At 40.3% G+C, this 21,441-nt stretch carries 20 protein-coding genes; 18 read left to right on the forward strand and 2 right to left on the reverse strand.

Annotated elements, in window-relative coordinates:
- The 5 genes from WJP93_RS11980 to WJP93_RS12000 form a co-directional block, all read left to right on the forward strand.
- A partial coding sequence (locus WJP93_RS11980) for a glycoside hydrolase family 2 TIM barrel-domain containing protein (protein WP_337548540.1) occupies positions 1-1,040 on the forward strand: 1,040 nt, incomplete at its 5' end.
- Between the two features lie 107 nt (positions 1,041-1,147).
- Entirely contained in the window at positions 1,148-2,179 is a 1,032-nt protein-coding gene (locus WJP93_RS11985; protein ID WP_227100059.1) for an aminoglycoside phosphotransferase family protein, read from the forward strand.
- Between the two features lie 108 nt (positions 2,180-2,287).
- Positions 2,288-2,821 carry a prolyl-tRNA synthetase associated domain-containing protein gene (locus tag WJP93_RS11990; RefSeq protein ID WP_227100058.1) on the forward strand — a complete coding sequence of 178 codons (534 nt, stop codon included), beginning with the start codon at positions 2,288-2,290 and terminating at the stop codon, positions 2,819-2,821.
- A 235-nt stretch (positions 2,822-3,056) separates the two neighbouring features.
- Complete coding sequence (locus tag WJP93_RS11995) at positions 3,057-4,070, forward strand: LacI family DNA-binding transcriptional regulator (RefSeq protein ID WP_337548542.1); 1,014 nt, start codon at positions 3,057-3,059, stop codon at positions 4,068-4,070.
- Between the two features lie 575 nt (positions 4,071-4,645).
- Complete coding sequence (locus tag WJP93_RS12000) at positions 4,646-5,284, forward strand: PBECR4 domain-containing protein (RefSeq protein ID WP_337548544.1); 639 nt, start codon at positions 4,646-4,648, stop codon at positions 5,282-5,284.
- 305 nt (positions 5,285-5,589) lie between these two features.
- Here WJP93_RS12000 and WJP93_RS12005 read toward each other — a convergent pair whose 3' ends face one another.
- On the reverse strand, positions 5,590-6,570 hold the full coding sequence (locus WJP93_RS12005; protein ID WP_337548545.1) for an AraC family transcriptional regulator: 981 nt from the start codon (positions 6,568-6,570) through the stop codon (positions 5,590-5,592).
- 452 nt (positions 6,571-7,022) lie between these two features.
- Between WJP93_RS12005 and WJP93_RS12010 the strand changes: the two genes are divergently transcribed.
- From WJP93_RS12010 to WJP93_RS12060, 11 genes are all read left to right on the forward strand, one after another.
- Entirely contained in the window at positions 7,023-8,405 is a 1,383-nt protein-coding gene (locus WJP93_RS12010) for an ABC transporter substrate-binding protein (protein WP_337548546.1), read from the forward strand.
- 123 nt (positions 8,406-8,528) lie between these two features.
- On the forward strand, positions 8,529-9,518 hold the full coding sequence (locus WJP93_RS12015) for a sugar ABC transporter permease (protein ID WP_337548548.1): 990 nt from the start codon (positions 8,529-8,531) through the stop codon (positions 9,516-9,518).
- A gap of 12 nt (positions 9,519-9,530) precedes the next feature.
- On the forward strand, positions 9,531-10,376 hold the full coding sequence (locus tag WJP93_RS12020; RefSeq protein WP_262537649.1) for a carbohydrate ABC transporter permease: 846 nt from the start codon (positions 9,531-9,533) through the stop codon (positions 10,374-10,376).
- An 84-nt stretch (positions 10,377-10,460) separates the two neighbouring features.
- On the forward strand, positions 10,461-11,483 hold the full coding sequence (locus tag WJP93_RS12025) for a glycoside hydrolase family 130 protein (RefSeq protein WP_337548550.1): 1,023 nt from the start codon (positions 10,461-10,463) through the stop codon (positions 11,481-11,483).
- A 24-nt stretch (positions 11,484-11,507) separates the two neighbouring features.
- Complete coding sequence (locus WJP93_RS12030; RefSeq protein WP_337548553.1) at positions 11,508-12,686, forward strand: AGE family epimerase/isomerase; 1,179 nt, start codon at positions 11,508-11,510, stop codon at positions 12,684-12,686.
- 5 nt (positions 12,687-12,691) lie between these two features.
- Complete coding sequence (locus WJP93_RS12035) at positions 12,692-13,903, forward strand: glycosidase (RefSeq protein ID WP_317259062.1); 1,212 nt, start codon at positions 12,692-12,694, stop codon at positions 13,901-13,903.
- A 19-nt stretch (positions 13,904-13,922) separates the two neighbouring features.
- Positions 13,923-15,032 (forward strand): SGNH/GDSL hydrolase family protein, encoded by a 1,110-nt coding sequence (locus WJP93_RS12040; protein ID WP_337548555.1) that lies wholly within the window; start codon positions 13,923-13,925, stop codon positions 15,030-15,032.
- Between the two features lie 79 nt (positions 15,033-15,111).
- Positions 15,112-16,836, forward strand: a complete 1,725-nt coding sequence (locus tag WJP93_RS12045; protein ID WP_262537663.1) for a phospho-sugar mutase — start codon at positions 15,112-15,114, stop codon at positions 16,834-16,836.
- Positions 16,837-16,918: 82 nt separating this feature from the next.
- Entirely contained in the window at positions 16,919-17,974 is a 1,056-nt protein-coding gene (locus tag WJP93_RS12050) for an electron transporter RnfD (RefSeq protein WP_337548557.1), read from the forward strand.
- Positions 17,975-18,174: 200 nt separating this feature from the next.
- Complete coding sequence (locus WJP93_RS12055; protein WP_262537667.1) at positions 18,175-18,441, forward strand: hypothetical protein; 267 nt, start codon at positions 18,175-18,177, stop codon at positions 18,439-18,441.
- Positions 18,442-18,480: 39 nt separating this feature from the next.
- Positions 18,481-19,149, forward strand: a complete 669-nt coding sequence (locus WJP93_RS12060; protein WP_262537669.1) for a phosphatase PAP2 family protein — start codon at positions 18,481-18,483, stop codon at positions 19,147-19,149.
- Between the two features lie 51 nt (positions 19,150-19,200).
- Here WJP93_RS12060 and WJP93_RS12065 read toward each other — a convergent pair whose 3' ends face one another.
- Positions 19,201-20,304, reverse strand: coding sequence for a hypothetical protein (locus WJP93_RS12065; protein WP_337548559.1), 1,104 nt, complete (start codon positions 20,302-20,304; stop codon positions 19,201-19,203).
- Positions 20,305-20,511: 207 nt separating this feature from the next.
- Here WJP93_RS12065 and WJP93_RS12070 point away from each other — a divergent pair, with 207 nt between their 5' ends.
- Together WJP93_RS12070 and WJP93_RS12075 are read left to right on the forward strand one after the other, a co-directional pair.
- Complete coding sequence (locus WJP93_RS12070; RefSeq protein ID WP_066559845.1) at positions 20,512-20,709, forward strand: cold shock domain-containing protein; 198 nt, start codon at positions 20,512-20,514, stop codon at positions 20,707-20,709.
- 191 nt (positions 20,710-20,900) lie between these two features.
- Positions 20,901-21,422 carry a peptidylprolyl isomerase gene (locus WJP93_RS12075; protein ID WP_066559849.1) on the forward strand — a complete coding sequence of 174 codons (522 nt, stop codon included), beginning with the start codon at positions 20,901-20,903 and terminating at the stop codon, positions 21,420-21,422.
- Positions 21,423-21,441 lie beyond the last annotated feature (19 nt).

Here is a 21,441-nt window from a genome sequence, read left to right on the forward strand (position 1 = left end):
TGTTTGAGACAGAGGCATTTTTTGACGGTATTCAGCTGTGGAGCAGTAAATATCCGAATTTATATCTATTTAAACTTATTCTTTCAATGAGCGGACGACCAGAAGATGATTACATAGACCGTGTTGGTTTTCGAGAGGTCCGCATTGAAGGAAAAGATATTCTTGTAAACGGGGAGAAAATTTATTTGAAGGGTTTTAACCGTCATGAGGATTATGCGACAGTTGGATGCGCAATTCCATTCCAGTTAATGGTTCAGGACATGGATTTGATGCAGGAAATGAATGCAAATGCGGTGCGCACCTGCCATTACCCAAATGACGAGCGTTTTCTTGACCTTTGTGATGAGCGTGGGATGTATGTATGGGAAGAAAATCATGCAAGAGGCTTTGGCCTTGAGCGGATGCAAAATCCAAACTTTGATGTACAGTGTCGCGATTGTATTGATGAGATGATAGGCAACCATTTTAATCATCCATCCATCATTATCTGGGGAATTTTAAATGAATGTGCAAGTGAGACAGAAGAAGGAAGAGAAAAATATGCAAGACAATATGCGCAGATTCGTAGTCTCGATTCATCAAGACCGACTACATCGGCGACCTGCCGTCATTTAAAGGATATTTGTCTTGATTTGCCTGATATCGTGTCATTCAATATGTATTCGGGCTGGTACAAGGATGTTTCCATTGAGGAGACAAATGAAAGAGAGCTTGACTGGATTCAGAAAAGCGGTGGCAATGGCAAGCCTGTTATCGTCAGTGAATTTGGAGCGGCGGCAATTTATGGTTTCCGTGATCGGTCTCATTGTAAATGGAGTGAGGAAAGACAAGCCGATATCATTCGGGAAAACCTTGAGGTTTATATGAAAAATGAAGCAATCTGTGGCGTGTTTGTATGGCAGTTTGCAGATTGCCGTGTGACAGAGGAGGAATGGTTTTCCACGAGAGCACGCTGCCATAACAATAAAGGTGTTGTGGACGAGTATCGCAGACCAAAGTTCGCGTTTGATACAGTAAAAGAAATGTTTCAATCAAAATAATGGTTGAAAAAGCTGCTCTGGTAAATTTTCATCTGCTGTGCTATACTTTTTTTGTTGCCGTTTGTGTGTTGCAAGGCATGAAATTTTTCAAAGGGGATAGAAAGAGTATGAAGATAGAAATGAAAATGGAGATATGCGACATTGTCAAACAATTCTGCAATGAAGAACCCAAATCCATCGAGATCATTGATACAAGCCGCGGTGATGCTGATTTCAGAGAGGTGATTCTGGCAGAGGGAGCATCGGGACAAAAATATGTAATCAAGCTTGCGGATAATGATTTCACATTTCCAGAGAAAATTGAGATGTGGAAAAGGACCGTCGAAGCGTATCGCAGTCTTGGCTATTATTGTCCACGTATTTTTCACGATAGGACAGGGCAGTTTCCAAAAATTTCATATAAGGGTCATAATTGTGTTGCGTATCGAGAGGAGTATGCACCATATAGGTGTGTGCAGGAGCGAGGCCCCAAAATGACATATGAAACCACTTATCTGACGGATATATGGATTATGACGGCGAAAATAGCAGGAAAATACTTAGATTATGGAAAGTATCCGTCTGGCTATTGCCTGTTTGACACATTTTGCCCGAGCGATGAGGTGGACGAGGTCTTAGAAAATGCACTCAGCTGGAAAGAATATGCCGAGACGCTGCCGGAAGAGTTTACCGAACAGGTACAGCAAATCTGGCAGCTGTGGATGAAAAACAGAAGGGAGTTGGAGCAGATTTATCATACGCTTCCTACTTCTGTTTTTCAGGCTGATTTAAATCCAACGAATCTGTTGATTGACGAAAATGGAAAATTCGTTGGTGTATATGACTTTAATCTTTGCGGAAAAGATGTGTTCTTAAACTACCTGTTTCGAGAAATTTACGGCGAAGACTTTGAACCGGAAATTTCTCGAATTAAGGAAATGCTTCAGGTGGTCAGCAAGTATTACATATTTTCCGAAAGCGAAAAGAAGGCGGCGCTTATGCTGTATCGCTGCATTAAGCCTTTGTGGTTTACAAAGCTGCACAAGCTAAAAAGTCTGGAAGGTAATACCGAGGCGATAAAAAAGCATCTTGATGAGACACAGAAGAGCCTCACAGAGGAGATTGATTTTTCAGCATATATGTCTTATACAGGAAACTGAAAAATTAAGAAGAAATCAAGAAAATCGAAAAGAAAAATCGAGAAAAACCAGAAAGAAAAAATCGAAAAAGAATCAAGAAAAAATCAAGAAAGAGAGAAAGGCACTATCATGGAACTACAAAAAGGAAGACCAAAAGACACAGCGGGCAGACTGGAAAAAGAAATTCGCACCTATGATTTGTTAGATAAATTAGGTGTAGCATATGAGCGTGTCGATCATGCGCCAGCCATGACAATGGAGGTTTGCCAGGAAATCGACAAGGTATTGCAGGCAACAATCTGTAAAAATCTTTTCCTGTGCAATCGTCAGGAAACCAAGTTTTATTTATTGATGATTCCAGATACAAAGGTATTCCACACAAAGGATTTGTCTGCCCAGATCGGCTCTGCGAGATTATCCTTTGCAAAGCCAGAGTACATGGAGAAATTTTTGGATATCACACCGGGTTCCGTCAGCGTATTAGGACTGATGAACGATACCGAAAATCACGTTCAGCTCTTAATTGATGAAGATGTATTAAAGAGTGAATTTGTCGGATGCCATCCGTGCATCAACACATCCAGCATCCGTTTTCACACATCGGATTTGATCGAAAAAGTGCTTCCAGCGGTGAATCATGATTTTATCATGGTTACGTTATAAACATAGTTACAGGAAGGAACTGTTTGAATTCACAAATTGTTTTTGTGAATATTCCCAATATTAAATTCACTTGACATAATTATTAAAGCATTCTATACTTAAAATAAATTAAGAAAAGGTAATGATGCAGATTCGGACGATAGCAAGTCGATAAGATAATGCAATTAAGAATTGCTATAATTTGCATCGTTACAAAATACGACTACATAATTAAATATAGAATGGAGGCGGATTTATGGCACGAAAAGCAGTACGTCTGTCCGATATAGCAGAAAAGCTTGGTGTCAGCACAGTAACAGTTTCCAATGCACTTGCCAATCAGCGTGGTGTCAGCGAAGAGCTTCGCGAAAAAATTAAGGAGATGGCATCTGAGATGGGCTATCATGCACCAGGAACGCAGATAATGGCAAAAACGGCAGTAAATATTGGCGTGCTTGTGCAGGAACGTTATCTGGGAAATGGATCATCGTTTTATTGGAGACTTTATCAGGAACTTGCCATTGCCTGTGCAGCACACAATTGTCTTTTGGCATTCTGCGTGTTGAAGCCAGATGAAGAAAAAAATACAGTGCTGCCGGTTATGGTCAGTGATCATAGAATTGATGGACTTATAGTAATGGGAGAGATCAGCAGAGCATACTTAAGAATGCTTGAGAAAGAAGCTGGAATGCCGATGATTTTTCTGGACTTTTTTGCAGCAGAGTTTGATGTAGATTGTGTCATTTCAAATAATTTCTATGGCATGTACACAGCAACAAGGCATCTAATTAAGAAAGGTCATAAAAAGATTGCCTATGTCGGAAGCGTAAAATCAAGTAACAGCATTGCGGATAGGTACTTTGGATATTTAAAGGCGATGCGTCAGTACGGTCTTGAAGAACGTGAAGAATGGATTGTTGAAGATCGCACATCAGGTACTATGGAGATCATAGAGCCAAAGCTGCCAAAGGATATGCCAACTGCATTTGTATGCAATTGTGATCAGACAGCAAGTGTGCTTATTCATGAACTAGAAGGAAACGGCTACCGTGTGCCGGAGGATGTTTCAGTTGTTGGTTATGATAACTTTGTCTTTATGCCGGTATGCGATGTGGCTATTACAACATATGGCGTTGATATGCCGGAAATGGCAAAGGCGGCGGCAGAGCGTATTATCTCGAGGGTTAAAGGACTCGATAAGGGACCGGGTCGTCTTAGCATCATAAGTGGAAATTTGATTGACGGAGAGAGTGTAAGAGCGCTAATATAAAAATAAATAACTATTTGGAATGCAAAATATCAAAAAGAGCAGGTATGGAAAAAATACCTGCTTTTTTGCAATGGTTGTATTTATCCCAATGATTTGCAATGGTGGTATGATTTCATCTTACGTTGTAAATACACAGCTTTTAAATTTGAAGAACAGCATCTGGTCGCTGATTTTACCGCTTTGTGTTTCTTCATTTAATGTTGTAATATGTAAGACTTTCTTTAAGACAAATATTCCGAAATCAGTTATTTTTGATTTCTAAAGTGTTGATTTTTTTGAAAAATCGTATATAATATAAGTAAGAACAGAGATGTTCTCGATGTAAGAGCATCGTTAAAAGTTGTACTGCAGGTGGAGCAGGGTAAAGGTCCATCTCTTTAGATGTTTTAAATGGGCATCGAGCTTAGCAACTTAGATAAAGTTGTAGTCCACGTGGGGGACTTAATGATTTCCACGTCGTTATGGGTATTTTTACTGAATACCGAGGCTGACAACCAGCAGAAAACTCTTTAATAAAAGAAATTTTTAGAGGAGTGTGGTTAAAGATCACACTCCTCTTTGCGTATGAGGTATAAATGGCAACAAAGACAGATAAGAAAAATATGATACGACAGAATATCATAGACTCCGCAGCAATATATAGTCAAAACTTGGCAGGAAAGGTGTTTTTATATGTATATGGAAATGAATTTTTTGAGGTGTCTTTTCCTGTAGATCATTTTCTGCATTTGACAGGAGTGGAGACTAGATTGTCCGCAAAAGATTTTTATAAAAATGCGAAGAGGGCAATACTTACGAATAATCAGTTCTATTTCGATACAAGACATCCGTATGCGAATGCGAAAAAGAAACTGCCATGCTTAAAGCGATTGCCAGAGTTAACAAATGATACAGTGTGTATTCTTAAAGATATGCGAACGCTGACTATTGTGTATAAACTGAGTGTTACGAATTTGGAATTTACCTTGGGATTAACGGAGAATACAGACGATAAAGGAAATAAAATTAATGACTTTTTCTTACCAATGTCTCTAAGAGTAGAGGATTCATCAGTTGAAAAGAGTAATGATGGAGAAGTAGTAGATTTTATTTTTTCCAGAGATGCATCTGTATCTAGGTATGAGACTTTGTTGGTTAAAGATGAAAGTAAAAATATACCAAATTGTATTAAACATTTGATTAAAGAAAACTTTTACGATGATTCAAATGGATAAATACATAGTATATTTGCTGCAGTGGCAAAAAATAAAGCGGCCAAGATTGCTGTTAGCAGTTGCCGTAGCCCAAATGTGCGGAAGAAAGCGATTTTCGCGAATGATGACAGTATGTAAATGGTCCCCGAGGTGAATGTGCTTTACTGAGACAATCGTCTGCTACGCAGCCGGGGACGTTGTAGCGGGGCTTTCAAAATAACCTGTGATAATAAATTATGTAACAGGCGCCTGCGGAATTGGGTCCGTCGACAAAGTCACTTCACCGAGTGGGTCTTCGTAACTTACCGGGATCGCGGGCCACATTTTTACCGGGCTGCATTCACACTTTGGTACCTTTTCCGATACGCTCCCGGTGTCATTCCATACTCCCTGCGGAACAGATTAATAAAATGATTCGTGTTTTCGAATCCTACGGCTGTGCTGATTTCTCCGATACGGTCATCACTACACGTTAAAAGCTCACATGCTTTTTGCAGGCGAAGACAATTTAGGTAGGCAATTGGTGACTGCCCAAACGCTGCTGTAAATTCATGGGCAATACGAAAACGACTGATTTTGTATTGAGTTTCTAATTCTGCCAGCGAAAAAGGTTTGGCAAAATTTTTATGAAATGAATTACGAATAGAAATTAAATAAGAAGGAATCATATATGGGAGGCTCGACTGCGCATGGCAGCGAGCCTCTTTTATAGTTAAGCATAAAAGGCTGGTAAGCTGTTCGTCTAGCCAAAGTGGATCATTCTTGCAGTCTGAAAGAGCATCATACAGATGAGAAAGCTGTACAGGCAGCATAGAAGAACCAGAAATTACAAAAGGCTCTTTAGCTGAATCGGAGAATAGTTTATTATAATAAGAAATAGATGATCCTGAGAGAAAGAATAGATAAAACTTCCACGGTGCATTTTCTAGGTATAGACGCCAGCGCTTCGAGAGCGGAAAGAAAAACAGGGAGTATTTTTTTAAAGAATAATGGTCGAAATTATTATGATCAGTGTCATCCTTAGTTATATTCTGTGCGGTATTTTTGGTGAACTCTAAAAAACCTCGTCCTTCTGTGATGAGGAGAAGACAATAGCCGTCAGTCGGTGCAAAGTTAGCATCAAAAATGCGGATATCTGAGAGTGAGAGCGCTGCAGGAAGAAAAAGCGGCGGTTCAGGATCAAAGAGAGGGGGAATGAGTGGATTGGCATGTTCGATTAAACGTCGCATAGCTGATACGGAAACTTTTGATGCAGACGTCATGCCTGACAAAAAAATAGATAAAAAATTTGCAGTAGTGCTGACCATGTTAAAATACCCCTTTCTATACAAAAATGTAACTATTCATAAAAATATTCGAACGCAATATTGTTTGATCATTAGCAAGAATCATATATTTTTTTATCCCAGATCACAGTATAAACACTTTTTACTAAAAAAGCAATAGTTTTAGCACGAAAAAAGATTAAATTTAATAATGAATAAAAAGATTAAATTAACTAAAAAATAAGGAAAATATAAAATAAAACAGCAATCGACAAACAATAGCAAAAATTGTATCTGTAAATAAAAATAAAACTTTGATTGTGAAAATCCATAATGAGTGAATAAAACTGATTAGGGTTATTATGCTATTTTTGAAAAAATTACAAGATTCTTATATAAAAAACAAGATTAAATGATGCAAAATGCAAAAACACATGCTATTATAAGGCCATATAAATTAAGTTAAATTAACTTAATAAAACGGAGGTAAATTTATGAGAGTAAGAAAAATGACTGCACTTATGTTAGCAGGAGCAATGACAGCATCTATGGGAACTTTTGTATTTGCAGATGAGGCAAATGAGCTGCCAACAATCGATTCCATTAAGCTTGGTGAGGATTACACCGATCTGACTGCTTCAATCAAGGTTTTAACACACAGAACTGATATTGTAGACACCATTTTCCAGGATTATATCAAGAAGTTCAATGAGTCTTATCCAAACATTACGATTGAGTACGAGGCTGTTACTGATTATGCAGAGGACATTAAGCTTCGTCTGACAACAGATGATTGGGGCGATATCTGTGGTATACCAACAAATCTTCAGAAGAATGAGCTGGAAGATGAATTCATCAGCTATGGTGATAAGAAAACTCTTGATGAGAATTATGTTCTGTTAAATAATTTCGCTTATAACGGAAATGTTTATGGAATTCCTTCTACCGGTAATGCACAGGGTATCGTATATAATAAGAAGGTATTTGAGGAAGCAGGAGTTACAGAGCTTCCAAAGACACCAACCGAATTTATTGAAGCACTGCAGAAAATTAAGGATAACACAGATGCAATTCCGCTGTACACTAACTTTGCAGCAGGCTGGACCATGGGTGCATGGGATGCTTATATCGGCGGATGTGCAACAGGTGATCCTGACTTTATGAATTACGGTATGGTACATGGTGAGAATCCATTCGCAGATAATGGTGATGAGACTGGTCCATTTGCAGTTTACAACATTTTATATCAGGCAGTTTCACAGGAGCTTGTTGAGGATGACCCGACAACAACAGACTGGGAAGGCTGCAAGGGTATGATCAACAATGGCGAGATCGGCTGCATGGTTCTTGGTTCCTGGGCAGTTGTTCAGATGCAGGAGGCAGGCGATAATGCAGATGATATCGGATATATGCCATTCCCGATCACAGTAGACGGCAAGCAGTATGCATCAGCAGGTCCTGACTATTGCTATGGTATCAATGTTCATTCTGATTATGACAATCAGTTGGCTTCCATGATCTATGTAAAGTGGCTGACCGAAGAATCCAACTTCTCATATGATCAGGGCGGTATCCCGATCTGTGTAGGCAATGAGTATCCAGATGTACTTGCTGCATTTGATGGCGTAGAGCTTGTAGTAGATAATCCGGCACCAGAAGGTGAGGAAGATCTGTTTGGTGAGATCAATACTGAGTCTGAAATTTCCTTGAATGCTGATAATACACATGTACAGGATGTTCTTGAGCATGCGCTTAATGGTGACAAGACTATGGAAGAGATCGCAGATGAGTGGAATCAGGCTTGGACAGATGCTCAGGAAGAGTATGATATTACTCCTGCACCATATGTATATGGATCTGGCGTAGCTGCTGAGTAATAAAGTTCGTTTTGAAAAGAAAAAGTAAAAAATAGGGTGCAAACCTTACACAAACGGCACATCTGAGTTTTCAGGTGTGCCGTGTATGATAAAAGGGTGCGTTTTTAAGAAGGAGGAAATGCAATGGCTGCTTCCGCTACAAATATGAAAACAAAGAAAACATTTGGGCAGTGGTTTAAAAGCAGAAAGGTTCAGCAATGGCTGGTAATTGTATCATTTATGATTGTGCCTGTGCTGTTGCTTCTTGTTTTTTCATATGTTCCGTTTGCCAAAATGTTTGAATTTAGTTTATATAAGATGAAATCTTACGACAGCAAAAACAATACATATGTGGGATTTAAAAATTATATTGATGTATTTACAAGAGATGACTGTTTTAACTCATTAAAGCTAGCTGGATATTATATCGTGGCATCATTTATTCAGCTGGCAATGGCATTGTATTTTGCAACAATTCTGTGCTTCAAGGTAAGAGGAAGCTCTTTATTTAAGGGACTTATCTTCTTCCCATATCTGATTAGTGGTATCGCAATTGGATTTATTTTCAAATTTTTCTACACAAGAGGCTTCGTACTCGATACTGTTTTGTCATGTCTCGGATTAAATCCAGAGAATCTTCCATACTGGTTAAAAGATACAAGAATCAACAATGCGTCCCTTGCGGCAACATCTGTATGGCGTTACATGGGACAAAATATGGTACTTTTTCTTGGTGCAATGATGTCTGTTGATCCATGTCTTTATGAGGCAGCTTCAATTGATGGTGCAAATGCATGGCCTAAATTCCGCTATATCATGCTTCCAAGTATCAAATCTGTTATCGTATTAAATATGATTCTTTCTATTTCAGGTTCATTAAGTGCATTCGAGCCGCCATATGTTATCACAGGCGGTACCTTCGGAACAGCAACATATTTCGTTATGATGAACAGCTTAGCACATGAGAAAGGCAAGATTGGTCTGGCAGCAGCTATGGCAGTTGTATTGATGGGTCTGATCTTTATTGTAACGATCTTCCAGCAGGTAATAATGAAGCTGATTGATGAAGAGGCGAGAGAAGAGAGAAGAAATCGTAAAATACAAAAACAGCTTAGAAAACAGGGTATCAAATAAGGAGGAATTGACATGACTGCAAAAAATCGTATTGCGAAATATCTGTGGATGTTTATTAAATATTTTTCGCTGATTCTGGCAGGTTTTATTGCCGTGCTGCCGGTTGCCAGCTGTGTGATCACCGCCTTTAAGACACCGGAGGAATATGCGTCAACTAATGTTATGACGCTCCCTGGAAAATTTTATTTTAAAAACTTTACAGAAGCATTTCAAAAGGCAAACATGGGAGTGGCATTCCTAAACAGCTTGATCATTCTTGTTGTTGTATTGTTCTTCTCAATCATGTTTGGTGCCATGCTTGCCTACATCTTAAATCGTTTCACCTTCCCAGGCAGAGGCATAATTAAAAATCTGTTCTTATTTGCCAGCCTTCTTCCTGGTATTGCAATGCAGGTTACTGTTTACAAGATCATGTACAACATGCATTTGATCAATTCCATACCAGGTTATATCATTCTTCTTTGCGGAACTGATATTATTTCCGTAACAATCTTTATCCAGTTCTTTGAGAATCTTCCAAATTCACTGGATGAATCAGCTATCATGGATGGATGTACATATTTTGGTGTATTTTTTAAGATCTTACTTCCGCTGTTAAAGCCGGCAATTGTCACCGTTATGATCTTAAAGGGTGTTGGTACTTATAATGAGTATTACATGGCAAACTTATATCTGCAGGATAAGTCACGTCTTGTAACAGTTGCAACTTCACTTTACAAGTTTACAGGTCCTCTTGGAAATCAGTATAACTACATCTGTGCAGGTGTTATCATTACACTTCTTCCGGCATTGATTATCTTTATTCTTTGTCAGAAGCAGATTTACAGTGGGCTTGCTGCAGGTTCAGTAAAGGGTTAATGACCGCAGTTTTACCTAGAAACTTTAACGAAAAACAAATATATAAGGTGCGCGGCTTTGTACGTGCGCAGAAATGAGGGAAATATGAGCAAAGTTAAAATGATTAGTCCAGAAGTAAAGAACGTACCATGGCAGGAGAAGCCAGAAGGGTTAAAAGGGGCTCCTATCTGGAGATATAGTGAAAATCCGATCATTGGAAGAAATCCAATCGAGGGCGTTGCAAGAATATTCAACAGTGCAGTAATGCCATTTGAGGATGGATTTATAGGTGTATTCCGTGGCGAACAGACAAACGGTATCCCATATATTTATTTAGGCAGAAGCAAGGATGCGATTCACTGGGAGTTTGATTCAAATAAAATCCCATTTGTAGATGAGGATGGAAATCCGTTTATGCCGATCTATGCATACGATCCTCGTCTTGTAAAGGTTGAGGATACATATTATATCATTTGGTGTCAGGACTTCTACGGTGCTTCTATTGGAATGGCAAAGACAACTGATTTTAAGACATTTGTTCGTCTTGAAAATCCATTTATTCCATTTAACCGCAATGCTGTTCTCTTCCCAAGAAGGGTTAATGGAAACTTCATGATGCTCTCAAGACCAAGTGACAGCGGACATACACCATTCGGTGATATCTTCCTTTCAGAGAGTCCAGATATGGTTTACTGGGGTAAGCATCGTCATGTTATGGGACGCAGCAGTGAATGGTGGGAAAGTGTAAAGATTGGCGGAGGAGCAGCTCCGATTGAAACATCTGAAGGATGGTTGTTATTCTATCATGGTGTTTCTGGTACATGCAATGGCTATGTGTACAGCATCGGCGGCGCAATCCTCGATATTGACAATCCGTCTATCGTAAAGTATCGCTGTGAGAACTTCCTTTTGACACCAGAAGAGTGGTATGAGGAGAGAGGCTTTGTTCCAAATGTAACATTCCCGTGTGCAACGATCCATGACAGTGTTTCTGGTAAGATTGCTGTTTACTATGGATGTGCAGACAGCTATGTAGGACTTGCCTTCACAACAGTTGATGAGATTGTAGATTATATTAAGACACACAGTCATTTAACAGAGTCTGACACTGAGATCGGAAGAAGATAAAAGGCAAACAGGAGGCAGCGTGTCATGCAGGAAACATATAAAATGAAACAGCAGATACAGGATCATCTTGATAAAGTCATCCTGCCATTTTGGGAAAGTCTTAAAGATGATGAGTACGGCGGATTTTACGGTTACATGGATATAGATTTAAATGTGGACAAAAAGGCTGTCAAGGGATGTATTTTAAATAATCGTATTCTTTGGTTTTTTGCAAATGCGTATTTGAACCAAAAGCGTCCAGAGCTTCTTTCTTATGCAAAGCATGCATATGAATTTTTAAAAGAGGCATGTCTTGATAAGACATACGGCGGTGTTTATTGGTCTGTTACATTTGATGGAAAGCCTGAGGAAGATATGAAGCATACATATAATCAGGCATTTGCGATTTATGCACTTTCTTCCTATTATGATGCATCAGGTGATACAGAGGCGCTCGATATTGCATTTAGCATTTATGATGTGATTGAGGCACACTGCAAGGATGATAAGGGATATTTAGAAGCATTTGACCGCAATTTCCAGCCAGTAAGCAACGAAAAGCTCTCAGAAAACGGCGTCATGGCAGAGAAAACAATGAATACGCTGCTTCATGTATTTGAAGGCTATACGGAGTTGTATTGTGTGACAAAGGATAAGAGGGTAGGAGAAAATCTTCGCTGGATGTTAGACATTTTTGCGAAAAAGGTATATAATCCAGATAAGAAGCGTCAGGAAGTGTTCTTTGACAAGGATTGGAATACACTGATTGATCTGTATTCATATGGTCATGATATAGAGACATCATGGCTGATTGACAGAGGATTGGAGATTTTGAATGATCCGGCTGTGACAGAAAAGCTCTCCCCGATTACAGATATACTGGCAGAGCAGATTTACAAAATTGCTTATAAAGATCATTCTGTAATCAACGAATGTGAGAGAGGTGTAGATAACACAACGCGTGTATGGTGGGTTCAGGCAGAATCTGTTCTTGGTTTTATGAATTATTATCAGAAGCATCCAGAAAAGACAGAGTACTTTAAGGCTGTACAAGATATCTGGGAATATATTCAAACGTACATGGTTGATAAGCGCCCTGGTTCTGAGTGGTTCTGGGATCTTGATGAAAATAAGCAACCGTCAGACAAAAAGCCAATCGTAGAGCCGTGGAAATGTCCGTATCACAATGGACGTATGTGCTTTGAAATGGTTAATAGGCTTTAAGAGCAATGAAGAAGACAGGAGGAGATAATACAATGAAGCTTCATGAGCAGTATTATGTGGAAAAAGCAAAAGTAGAGAAGCTGATTGCAAAGAAGAATCAGAAGTCAGATTTTTATAATGGTATTTATGATCGTTACACTGATCCAGTTTTGACAAGAGAGCATATCCCGGTTGAGTGGAAATATGATGTAAACCCAGAGACTAACCCGTATTTTATGGAGCGTCTTGGCGTGAATGCCGTATTTAACTCTGGTGCTATTGAGTTAAACGGAAAATATTATTTAATTGCCCGTGTTGAGGGAAATGACAGAAAGTCCTTCTTTGGCATAGCAGAGAGTGATTCACCAGTAGACGGTTTTCGTTTTTGGGATTATCCGGTGCTGCTTGATGATATCTGTCCAGAAGAGACAAATGTTTATGATATGCGTCTGACAAAGCATGCAGACGGCTGGATCTATGGTGTATTTTGTTCTGAGAGCAAAGATACAAAATCAAGTGATCTTTCAGCAGCAGTTGCAGCAGCAGGAATCGTGCGCACAAAGGATTTAAAGCATTGGGAGCGTCTGGACAATTTAAAGACACTTCATTCTCCTCAGCAGAGAAATGTTGTGCTTCATCCAGAGTTTATTCATGGCAAGTATGCATTCTATACCCGTCCAATGGATGATTTCATTGATACTGGAAGCGGCGGCGGAATCGGATTTGGTCTTTGCGAGGACATTGAGCACGCTGTTATTGATGAGGAGATTATCACCAGCAAGAGAAAGTATCACACAATCACTGAGGCAAAGAATGGTGCGGGTGCTGTTCCGATCAAGACAGACCGCGGATGGATTCATATCGCACATGGTGTAAGAAATACAGCAGCAGGTCTTCGTTACGTTATTTACGCATTTGCAACTGCACTTGACGATCCATCTAAGGTAATCGCAGAGCCATCAGGCATGTTAATCGGACCAAGAGATTGGGAGAGAGTCGGCGATGTATCAAACGTTGTATTCACAAACGGTGCGATTGAGAAAGATGGAAATGTGTATATTTATTATGCAGCAAGTGATACAAGACTTCATGTGGCATCTACAACAATAGATAAACTTATAGATTATGTATTCTCAACTCCATCCGATCCAGGCAGAAGTGTTCTTTGCGTACAGCAGCGATGTGATTTGATCAGAAAAAACTTAGAATATATCAATAAGTGCAAAGAAGAAGAGTAAAAAAGGAAAAAATTAGGATATGGACAATATGACACGATTAAAAAATCTGATGAAGCGAGCTGCAAACGGTGAATCTCTTGTAATCGGGTTTTTAGGTGGTTCTATCACGCAGGGAAGTCTATCGTCAACACCAAAGACTTGCTATGCGTATCTAGTCTATGAGTGGTGGAAAAAATCATTTCCAAACGCGGCATTTTCCTTTGTAAATGGTGGAATTGGCGGTACAACTTCTCATTACGGCGGTGCGCGTGCATGGAAGGATGTACTATGCTATCGTCCTGATATTGTGACGGTTGACTTTTCAGTTAATGATGATGCAAATGAGTTTTTTGAGGAGACTTACGAGGGAATGCTTCGTCGTCTGCTTGCGGCACCGTCTGATCCTGCAGTAGTTGTGTTAAACAATGTATTCTACGATATAGGAAAGAATGCTCAGAATTATCATAACCGTATTGCAGATCACTATGGTATCCCACATGTCAGCATTAAGGACACTGTTTATCCTGATGTGGAAAGCGGTAAGATCGTGCGTGCTGATATCACGCCTGATAATTTGCATCCAAACGATAAGGGACACCGCCTCGTTGCAGATGAAATCTGCAAGCTTCTTGATTCCATAAAGGCAGAGATGGAAGAAGAAACGATTGCGGGCGAAAATATCGAAGGCAAAAGCACAAAGACAGAGGCATCGGTATTGCTTCCAGCACCACTCACAGAAAATGCTTACGAGCATAGCCGATTGATTCAGATTCAGGATAACGAAGCTATTCTGGATGGCTTTTTGGTTGATCCAATTGAGAAAAAAGGAATGCTTGATATTTTTAAAAATGGATGGACAGCAGCGCATACAAATGATAAAATTAGTTTTGAGATCGAATGCAGATGTCTGGCTGTTCAGTACCGTAAATCGGTACAGCAGCCGGTACCAAAGGCCAAGGCAGTAATTGACGGCGATGAGGCACATGCGGTGATTTTGGATGGAAATTTTACAGAGGACTGGGGTGACTGCCTTTATTTAGAACCACTTCTGCATCATGCAGAAAAGAAGGTTCACAGGATTGAGATCATAGTAACAGATGCAAAGGATATTGTGCGGCCGTTCTATCTGGTATCACTGATTGTTTCATGAACGACATGTAACCTTGTGACGAAGACTGTGCTGAGCCACAGCGCATTCGAGAAGTTAATTTAGAAAGGACAAGAAAAACATGGACGAGAATGTTAAGAAAAATTATGAGTACTGGTGTACATCCCCAATCTTTGATGATGCCACAAAGTCAGAGTTAAAGTCACTTGAGGGTAATGAGGATGAGATCTTTGATCGTTTTTATAGAGAGCTGGAGTTTGGTACAGGTGGTCTGCGCGGTGTAATCGGTGCAGGTACAAATCGTATGAACTTCTACACTGTAGGAAAGGCTACACAGGGTCTTGCAAACTTTATCAACAAGCAGGGTGCTGCAGCAAAGGGCGTTGCAATTGCATTTGACTCTCGCCGTATGTCTCCTGAGTTTGCGGATACTGCTGCATGTGTATTAGCTGCAAATGGAATTAAGGCATATATTTTTGATAGTCTGCGTCCAACACCAGAGCTGTCCTTTGCACTTCGTACACTTGGATGCACAGCAGGTATCGTTGTAACAGCCAGCCACAATCCGCCGGAATATAATGGATACAAGGTATACTGGGAGGATGGCGCACAGATAACAGCTCCTAAGGATGCACAGATCATTGGCGAAGTAAATGCAATTAAGGATTATGCAGAGATCAAGAAGATGACTACAGAGGAAGCAAAGGCTGCAGGACTCTATGAGGTAATCGGAAAAGAGATCGATGACAAGTACATGGAAGCATTAAAGAAGCTTGTTCTTCATCCAGAGGCAATCAAGCAGATGGCATCTTCCTTAAAGATCGTTTATACACCACTTCATGGAACGGGAAATGTACCAGTTCGCCGTGTATTAAAAGAGCTTGGCTTCGAGCAGGTAACTGTTGTTCCAGAGCAGGAGCTGCCAGATGGCAATTTCCCAACAGTATCCTATCCAAACCCAGAGGACAAGAAGGCATTTGCACTTGCACTTGATCTGGCAAAGAAGGTTGACGCAGATCTTGTCCTTGCAACCGATCCAGATGCAGACCGTCTTGGTGTATATGCAAAGGATACAAAGACTGGCGAGTACAAGGTATTTACAGGAAATATGTCTGGCATGTTAATCTGTGAGTACGAGATGTCACAGAAGAAGGCACTTGGCATTCTGCCGGATAACGGTGCACTTGTTACAACAATCGTATCCTCTAACATGGCTCAGGCTGTAGCAAAGGAATACGGCATGAAGTTTATCGAGTGCCTGACTGGATTTAAGTATATTGGAGAGCAGATCAAGTTCTTTGAGCAGACTGGAAGCAACGAGTATGTATTTGGCTTCGAGGAGAGCTATGGCTGCCTTGTTGGAACACATGCAAGAGATAAGGATGCTGTTGTTGCTGTTATGGCACTTTGTGAGGCTGCTGCTTACTACAAGACTCAAGGAATCACACTGTGGGATCAGATGTTAAACATCTACAACAAGTATGGTTACTACAAGGAAGATCTGTTCACCATGACCTTCAAGGGTGCAGATGGTGCAAAGAAGATGCAGGATATGATGGACGCATACCGCAAGAACACACCAAAGCAGGTTGGTGCATATAAGGTACTGCGCCTGCGTGATTACAAGAACGATGTCATCACCGATCTTGCAACTGGCGAGACTGTACCTACAGGATTGCCAAAGTCAAATGTACTTTACTTCGAGCTTGAGAATGATGCATGGTTCTGTGTTCGTCCGTCTGGAACAGAGCCAAAGATTAAGTTCTATGCAGGTATTAAGGGAACTAGCCTTGAGGATTCTGCAAAGAAGCTTGATGAGCTGATGGAAGCAATTAGAAATGCATAATTAAACCGTGTAAAAAAACAAGATTGCTGCAGACTGGCTTTAGGCTGCTAGTCTGCAGTGTGTGATGTGAGGAAAATAAAATATGAAGATACTGCCTAATAACAGCAGTCTCATATATAGTGGAAGGATCGACTTGAGCGATCCTTTTGCTATAGTATGGACATATCCGGGAACATTTGTAAGAATGAAATTTAAGGGCACACAATTATTTATCCATGTGCGCAATAAGCATAATTACTGGAATAACTATCTTGGCGTTGCCGAAGGTGATGCACAGACAAAGCTTCTGCTTCCAGAGGAAGGTGAGGCGACAATAGAAATCCCGCTGCAGACAACACAAGATAACATTCATGAGGTGACGATCTTTAAGCGTCAGGATGCCTGCCATGAGCTGACGATTCTTGGCTTTGAAATTAATTGTAACACTGATGATGAATGTGAGCTTCTTGAGGCATCGCCATTGCCGCCGCGGCGCATAGAAGTGTACGGTGATTCTGTCTCAGCAGGAGAAGTATCAGAGGCAGTTGACTATGTCGCAAAAGCAGATCCAGAACATAACGGAGAATACTCAAACAGCTGGTATTCCTATGCATGGATTACAGCACGAAAACTTGATGCACAGCTGCATGACATCGCTCAGGGCGGTGTAGCTCTTCTTGATAATACAGGCTGGTATCATGAGCCAGACTATATTGGTATGGAACAAGTTTGGAATAAGATGCGCTATAATCCTGACTACGGCACTGTGAAAGAGTGGGATTTTTCAAAGTATACGCCAGATATTGTTATAGTAGCCATTGGTCAGAATGATTCACATCCAGATGACTATATGAAAACTGATTATGAAGGTGAGAAGGCTAAGAACTGGAGAACACATTATAGACAGTTTTTAGCAAAGTTAAGAGAAACTTATCCAGATGCATGGATTATCTGCTGTACAACACTTTTGCAGCATGATATCGGCTGGGATATGTCTATAAGTCAGGCTGTTTTAGATATCGCTGACAAGAAGATTTCCCACTGCGTATTCCAACGAAACGGAAAAGCAACACCGGGACATCTTCGTATTCCAGAGGCAGAGGAGATGGCAGAAGAATTATGCCATTACATCCACAGCCTAAACATTGAAGGATACTAATAAAAGGTAATTAATTGACGAGTAGCTTGACATTTACGGTTAGAATACTTATAATGACAGGTGCTTTCGTATGAGATCTGATAGCAGGCTGTTGGAGATAACAAGGCTGGCTATTTACAGCAGGTAAAGTGGCCAAGTTATAGATGGACAAGTTTATTTTAACATACGGAAAATCATAAGAATGGATAAGAGGTAGTACTATGTATTATGTACCGGATGGCACCACAAAGTGCGGATTCTATGAGTGCAAATGTTGTCGGAGTCGTTTTCTGTCGCTGCAGACAATGAAAAAAATCCCATGCCCTTACTGTGAGCAGGATGCTGATATGGAGATTGGACCAGACGAGTCAATGGAAGAATTGACAGACACGGCAGAGCTTCAGGAGATTGTAGAGGGCGAAAATGTGGAGAAAATGGATCGACTGCTTAGCCTTGCAATCACAGGCGGCGATTACGAATGGCTGTAATCAAAAGAGACATTAAAGGGATGTGAGTGAGGTGTCTGAATGAAAAAATTGTATGAACGCGCCTATGTATTTTTTCAAAAATATCCGTTGATGATATCCATCGGATATATGTGTATTTATTTTCCGATTTTCTCTTTGCTAGAGCAATTTTGCGAGCCAAGGTATGTGATTCACTGTGCGTTAGATGATATGATTCCATTTAATGAATGGTTTGTTATTCCGTATGTTATCTGGTTTGCATTTGTGCCAGGGATGGTGCTGTTTTTTCTTAGAAAAAGTAAGGAAGATTATATTAAATGCTGTAAAGTTATTTACGGAGGAATGTCAATCTGCCTTCTGATTTATTATCTATTTCCAAATGGTCTTTCTCTTCGACAGCCGCTTGAAGACAAGAATATTTGCTGCATGATTGTTAACCAATTAAGAAGTGCCGATACGCCGGCAAATGTCTGTCCTAGTATCCATGTTTCAAGCACGATTGGCATTTTGTTTGTCCTTTTCCATTCGGAAAAGCTAAAGAATTATCGAAAGCTTAAAGCAACTATGCTAGTACTAGGAACCTTTATTTGTATTTCCACTGTTGTGATAGATCAGCATTCTGTAGTAGATGCTGTGTGCGGTATGATGCTAAGTGCTGTTTTGTTTTATTTAGTGCAGCTGTCAGAGGTGCCAGATCAAGTTACTGTATTTGAAGAAGTTAAGCGATAATAAAAAATGCTGTGTACGTTTTTATGTACACAGCATTTTTTGATGGATTAATTAATCCTTTGGCATAACAATTTTAGGCATCTTGTGCGGTGGCTGATTTTTTGGACCGCCATTTTTTCTGGTTGGATCTGGCTTGCCAAGGAATTTTTCAAGATCATCTGGCATATAGGTTTTTAATTCTGTCCATGTAGCAGCAAGGGAGAGTGCAGCAATAACAATGTAGATAATCTCGCAGACAGCAACGCTTTCGATGACTCCAGTTGCACGTACTGCAAAGAAGATTCCGAAAATTAGCTGAACGCAGACAGCCTTGAACATACTTGTCTTTGCCTTGCGATTTAGGAAAATGCCAATTAAAACAGCAACGCCAAGGAAGGTCAGCAGCTGGAATACAAGATCAGTTCCCAAAAACAGAAATTCCAGTGATGGTGTCTGGATAAATTCAGCCATAGAATTAAGTCCATTTTGAATCTCAGAAGGCTCCATACCCTCAGTCAGCATAGAGGAAACACTAGAAATAAGCTGTCCCTGATTGATTGAGATGGCAGCGGAAAGATAGCTCATCACATAGGAAAGACCCTGTGTCACGATTGGAAGAAGTCCAACACCTAAGCCAAGAAGCACAGAGCTTGCAAATGCATTATTTTTGTTTTCTGGTAAGTTTGCTTCCTCAGGATTCATATTTTTTCGCATTGAGTGGCGCATAGAGAAGCGTGAGCATACAAATATTGCCAAAAAACTAAATACGATTAAAAATGTGACGTGCATAACATCTGCCGCAACTGTGTTGGATGATAAAAACTCCTTAACAGGTGCAATTTGTGCAGCTAAAAGCTCGATGACAGTAGGAATGATGCCAACGCCGACCATGTAAGCAAGAAGTCCAAAAGTCAATGCATACACATCAAAACGGAAACGGTTTTTCATACGGATGATCAAATACACTGGAACAGCAATCATAACAGCAAGTGCGATCACCATTAAAATGATTGACAGAACTGGCACACGCATGGAATAGTCAAAGGCAAAATCCTCTGGCACCATAGATGTGACGGCTCCACCCTCAGCAGCAGTTTCAGCAACCGTTTCGGCTATGCTTTCAGCTGCAGATTCAGCGGCAGTAGAGGCCGCTGCGATGATAGATAAGAAACTCATAATTCCTCCTTAATTGCTTCAATATTCAGTACAGAAGCGTATAAATTTAACTATATCAAAGATGAAAAACAGTGTCAATATAAGCTGTTTATACTTCATTATTTTTTTAGGATTTCATTGACAATGTTTGGTCAATGTGTTATGCTAACCGTGTTGGCGCGATAGCAGAAGCTGCAACGCTGCAATTTATTTTTTGGAGGTATCACCATGAAGGGTACAGTTAAGTGGTTCAATAATCAGAAGGGTTATGGTTTTATTTCTGATGAGTCTGGTAAGGATGTATTCGTACACTACTCCGGACTGAACATGGAAGGCTTCAAGTCTCTGGACGAGGGCGCTTCTGTAGAGTTCGATGTAATCGACGGAGCTAAGGGACCGCAGGCTGTTAACGTTACAAAGCTGTAATTGAAACAAGCCGCCGCGATTAATTTCAATTATACCATGTACCTATTCTTTTTTAATAAATGAAATATCGTATTAGGTAGTGAGATTAAAAGCAAAAGACATAACAGTTCGCTGTTATGTCTTTTTCAGCTTAAACACAAAAATCTGCGCGTTTTGTTCGCGCAGGCAGACAGAAAGGTTTGGTTATTAAAATGGCACAGAATCCAGTAGTTACTATTGAGATGGAAAATGGCAGTGTGATCAAGGCAGAGCTGTATCCACAGGTTGCCCCGAACACAGTAAACAACTTTATCAGCCTGGTAAAGAAGGGATTTTATGATGGCGTAATCTTCCACCGCGTAATCAGCGGTTTTATGCTGCAGGGAGGAGATCCGGACGGCACAGGTATGGGTGGCCCGGGCTACAGCATTAAGGGTGAGTTTACACAGAATGGTTTTCAGAATGATTTAAAGCATGAGCCGGGTGTACTTTCCATGGCAAGAACGATGATGCCAAATAGTGCAGGCAGCCAGTTCTTTATTATGCATGAAGCAGCGCCGCATTTAGACGGTGCATACGCCGCATTTGGTAAGGTAACAGAGGGTATGGATGTAGTTAATGCAATTGCAGCAGTACCGACAAACTACAACGACAGACCGCTTGAGACACAGCGCATGAAGAAAGTGACTGTTGAGACTTTTGGTGAGGAATATCCAGAGCCAGAGAAGTGCTGATTTTAAGGAAGTTAAAAGT

It is taken from the genome of Anthropogastromicrobium sp. (genome assembly GCF_037349415.1).
Lineage (GTDB): Bacteria > Bacillota > Clostridia > Lachnospirales > Lachnospiraceae > Anthropogastromicrobium > Anthropogastromicrobium aceti.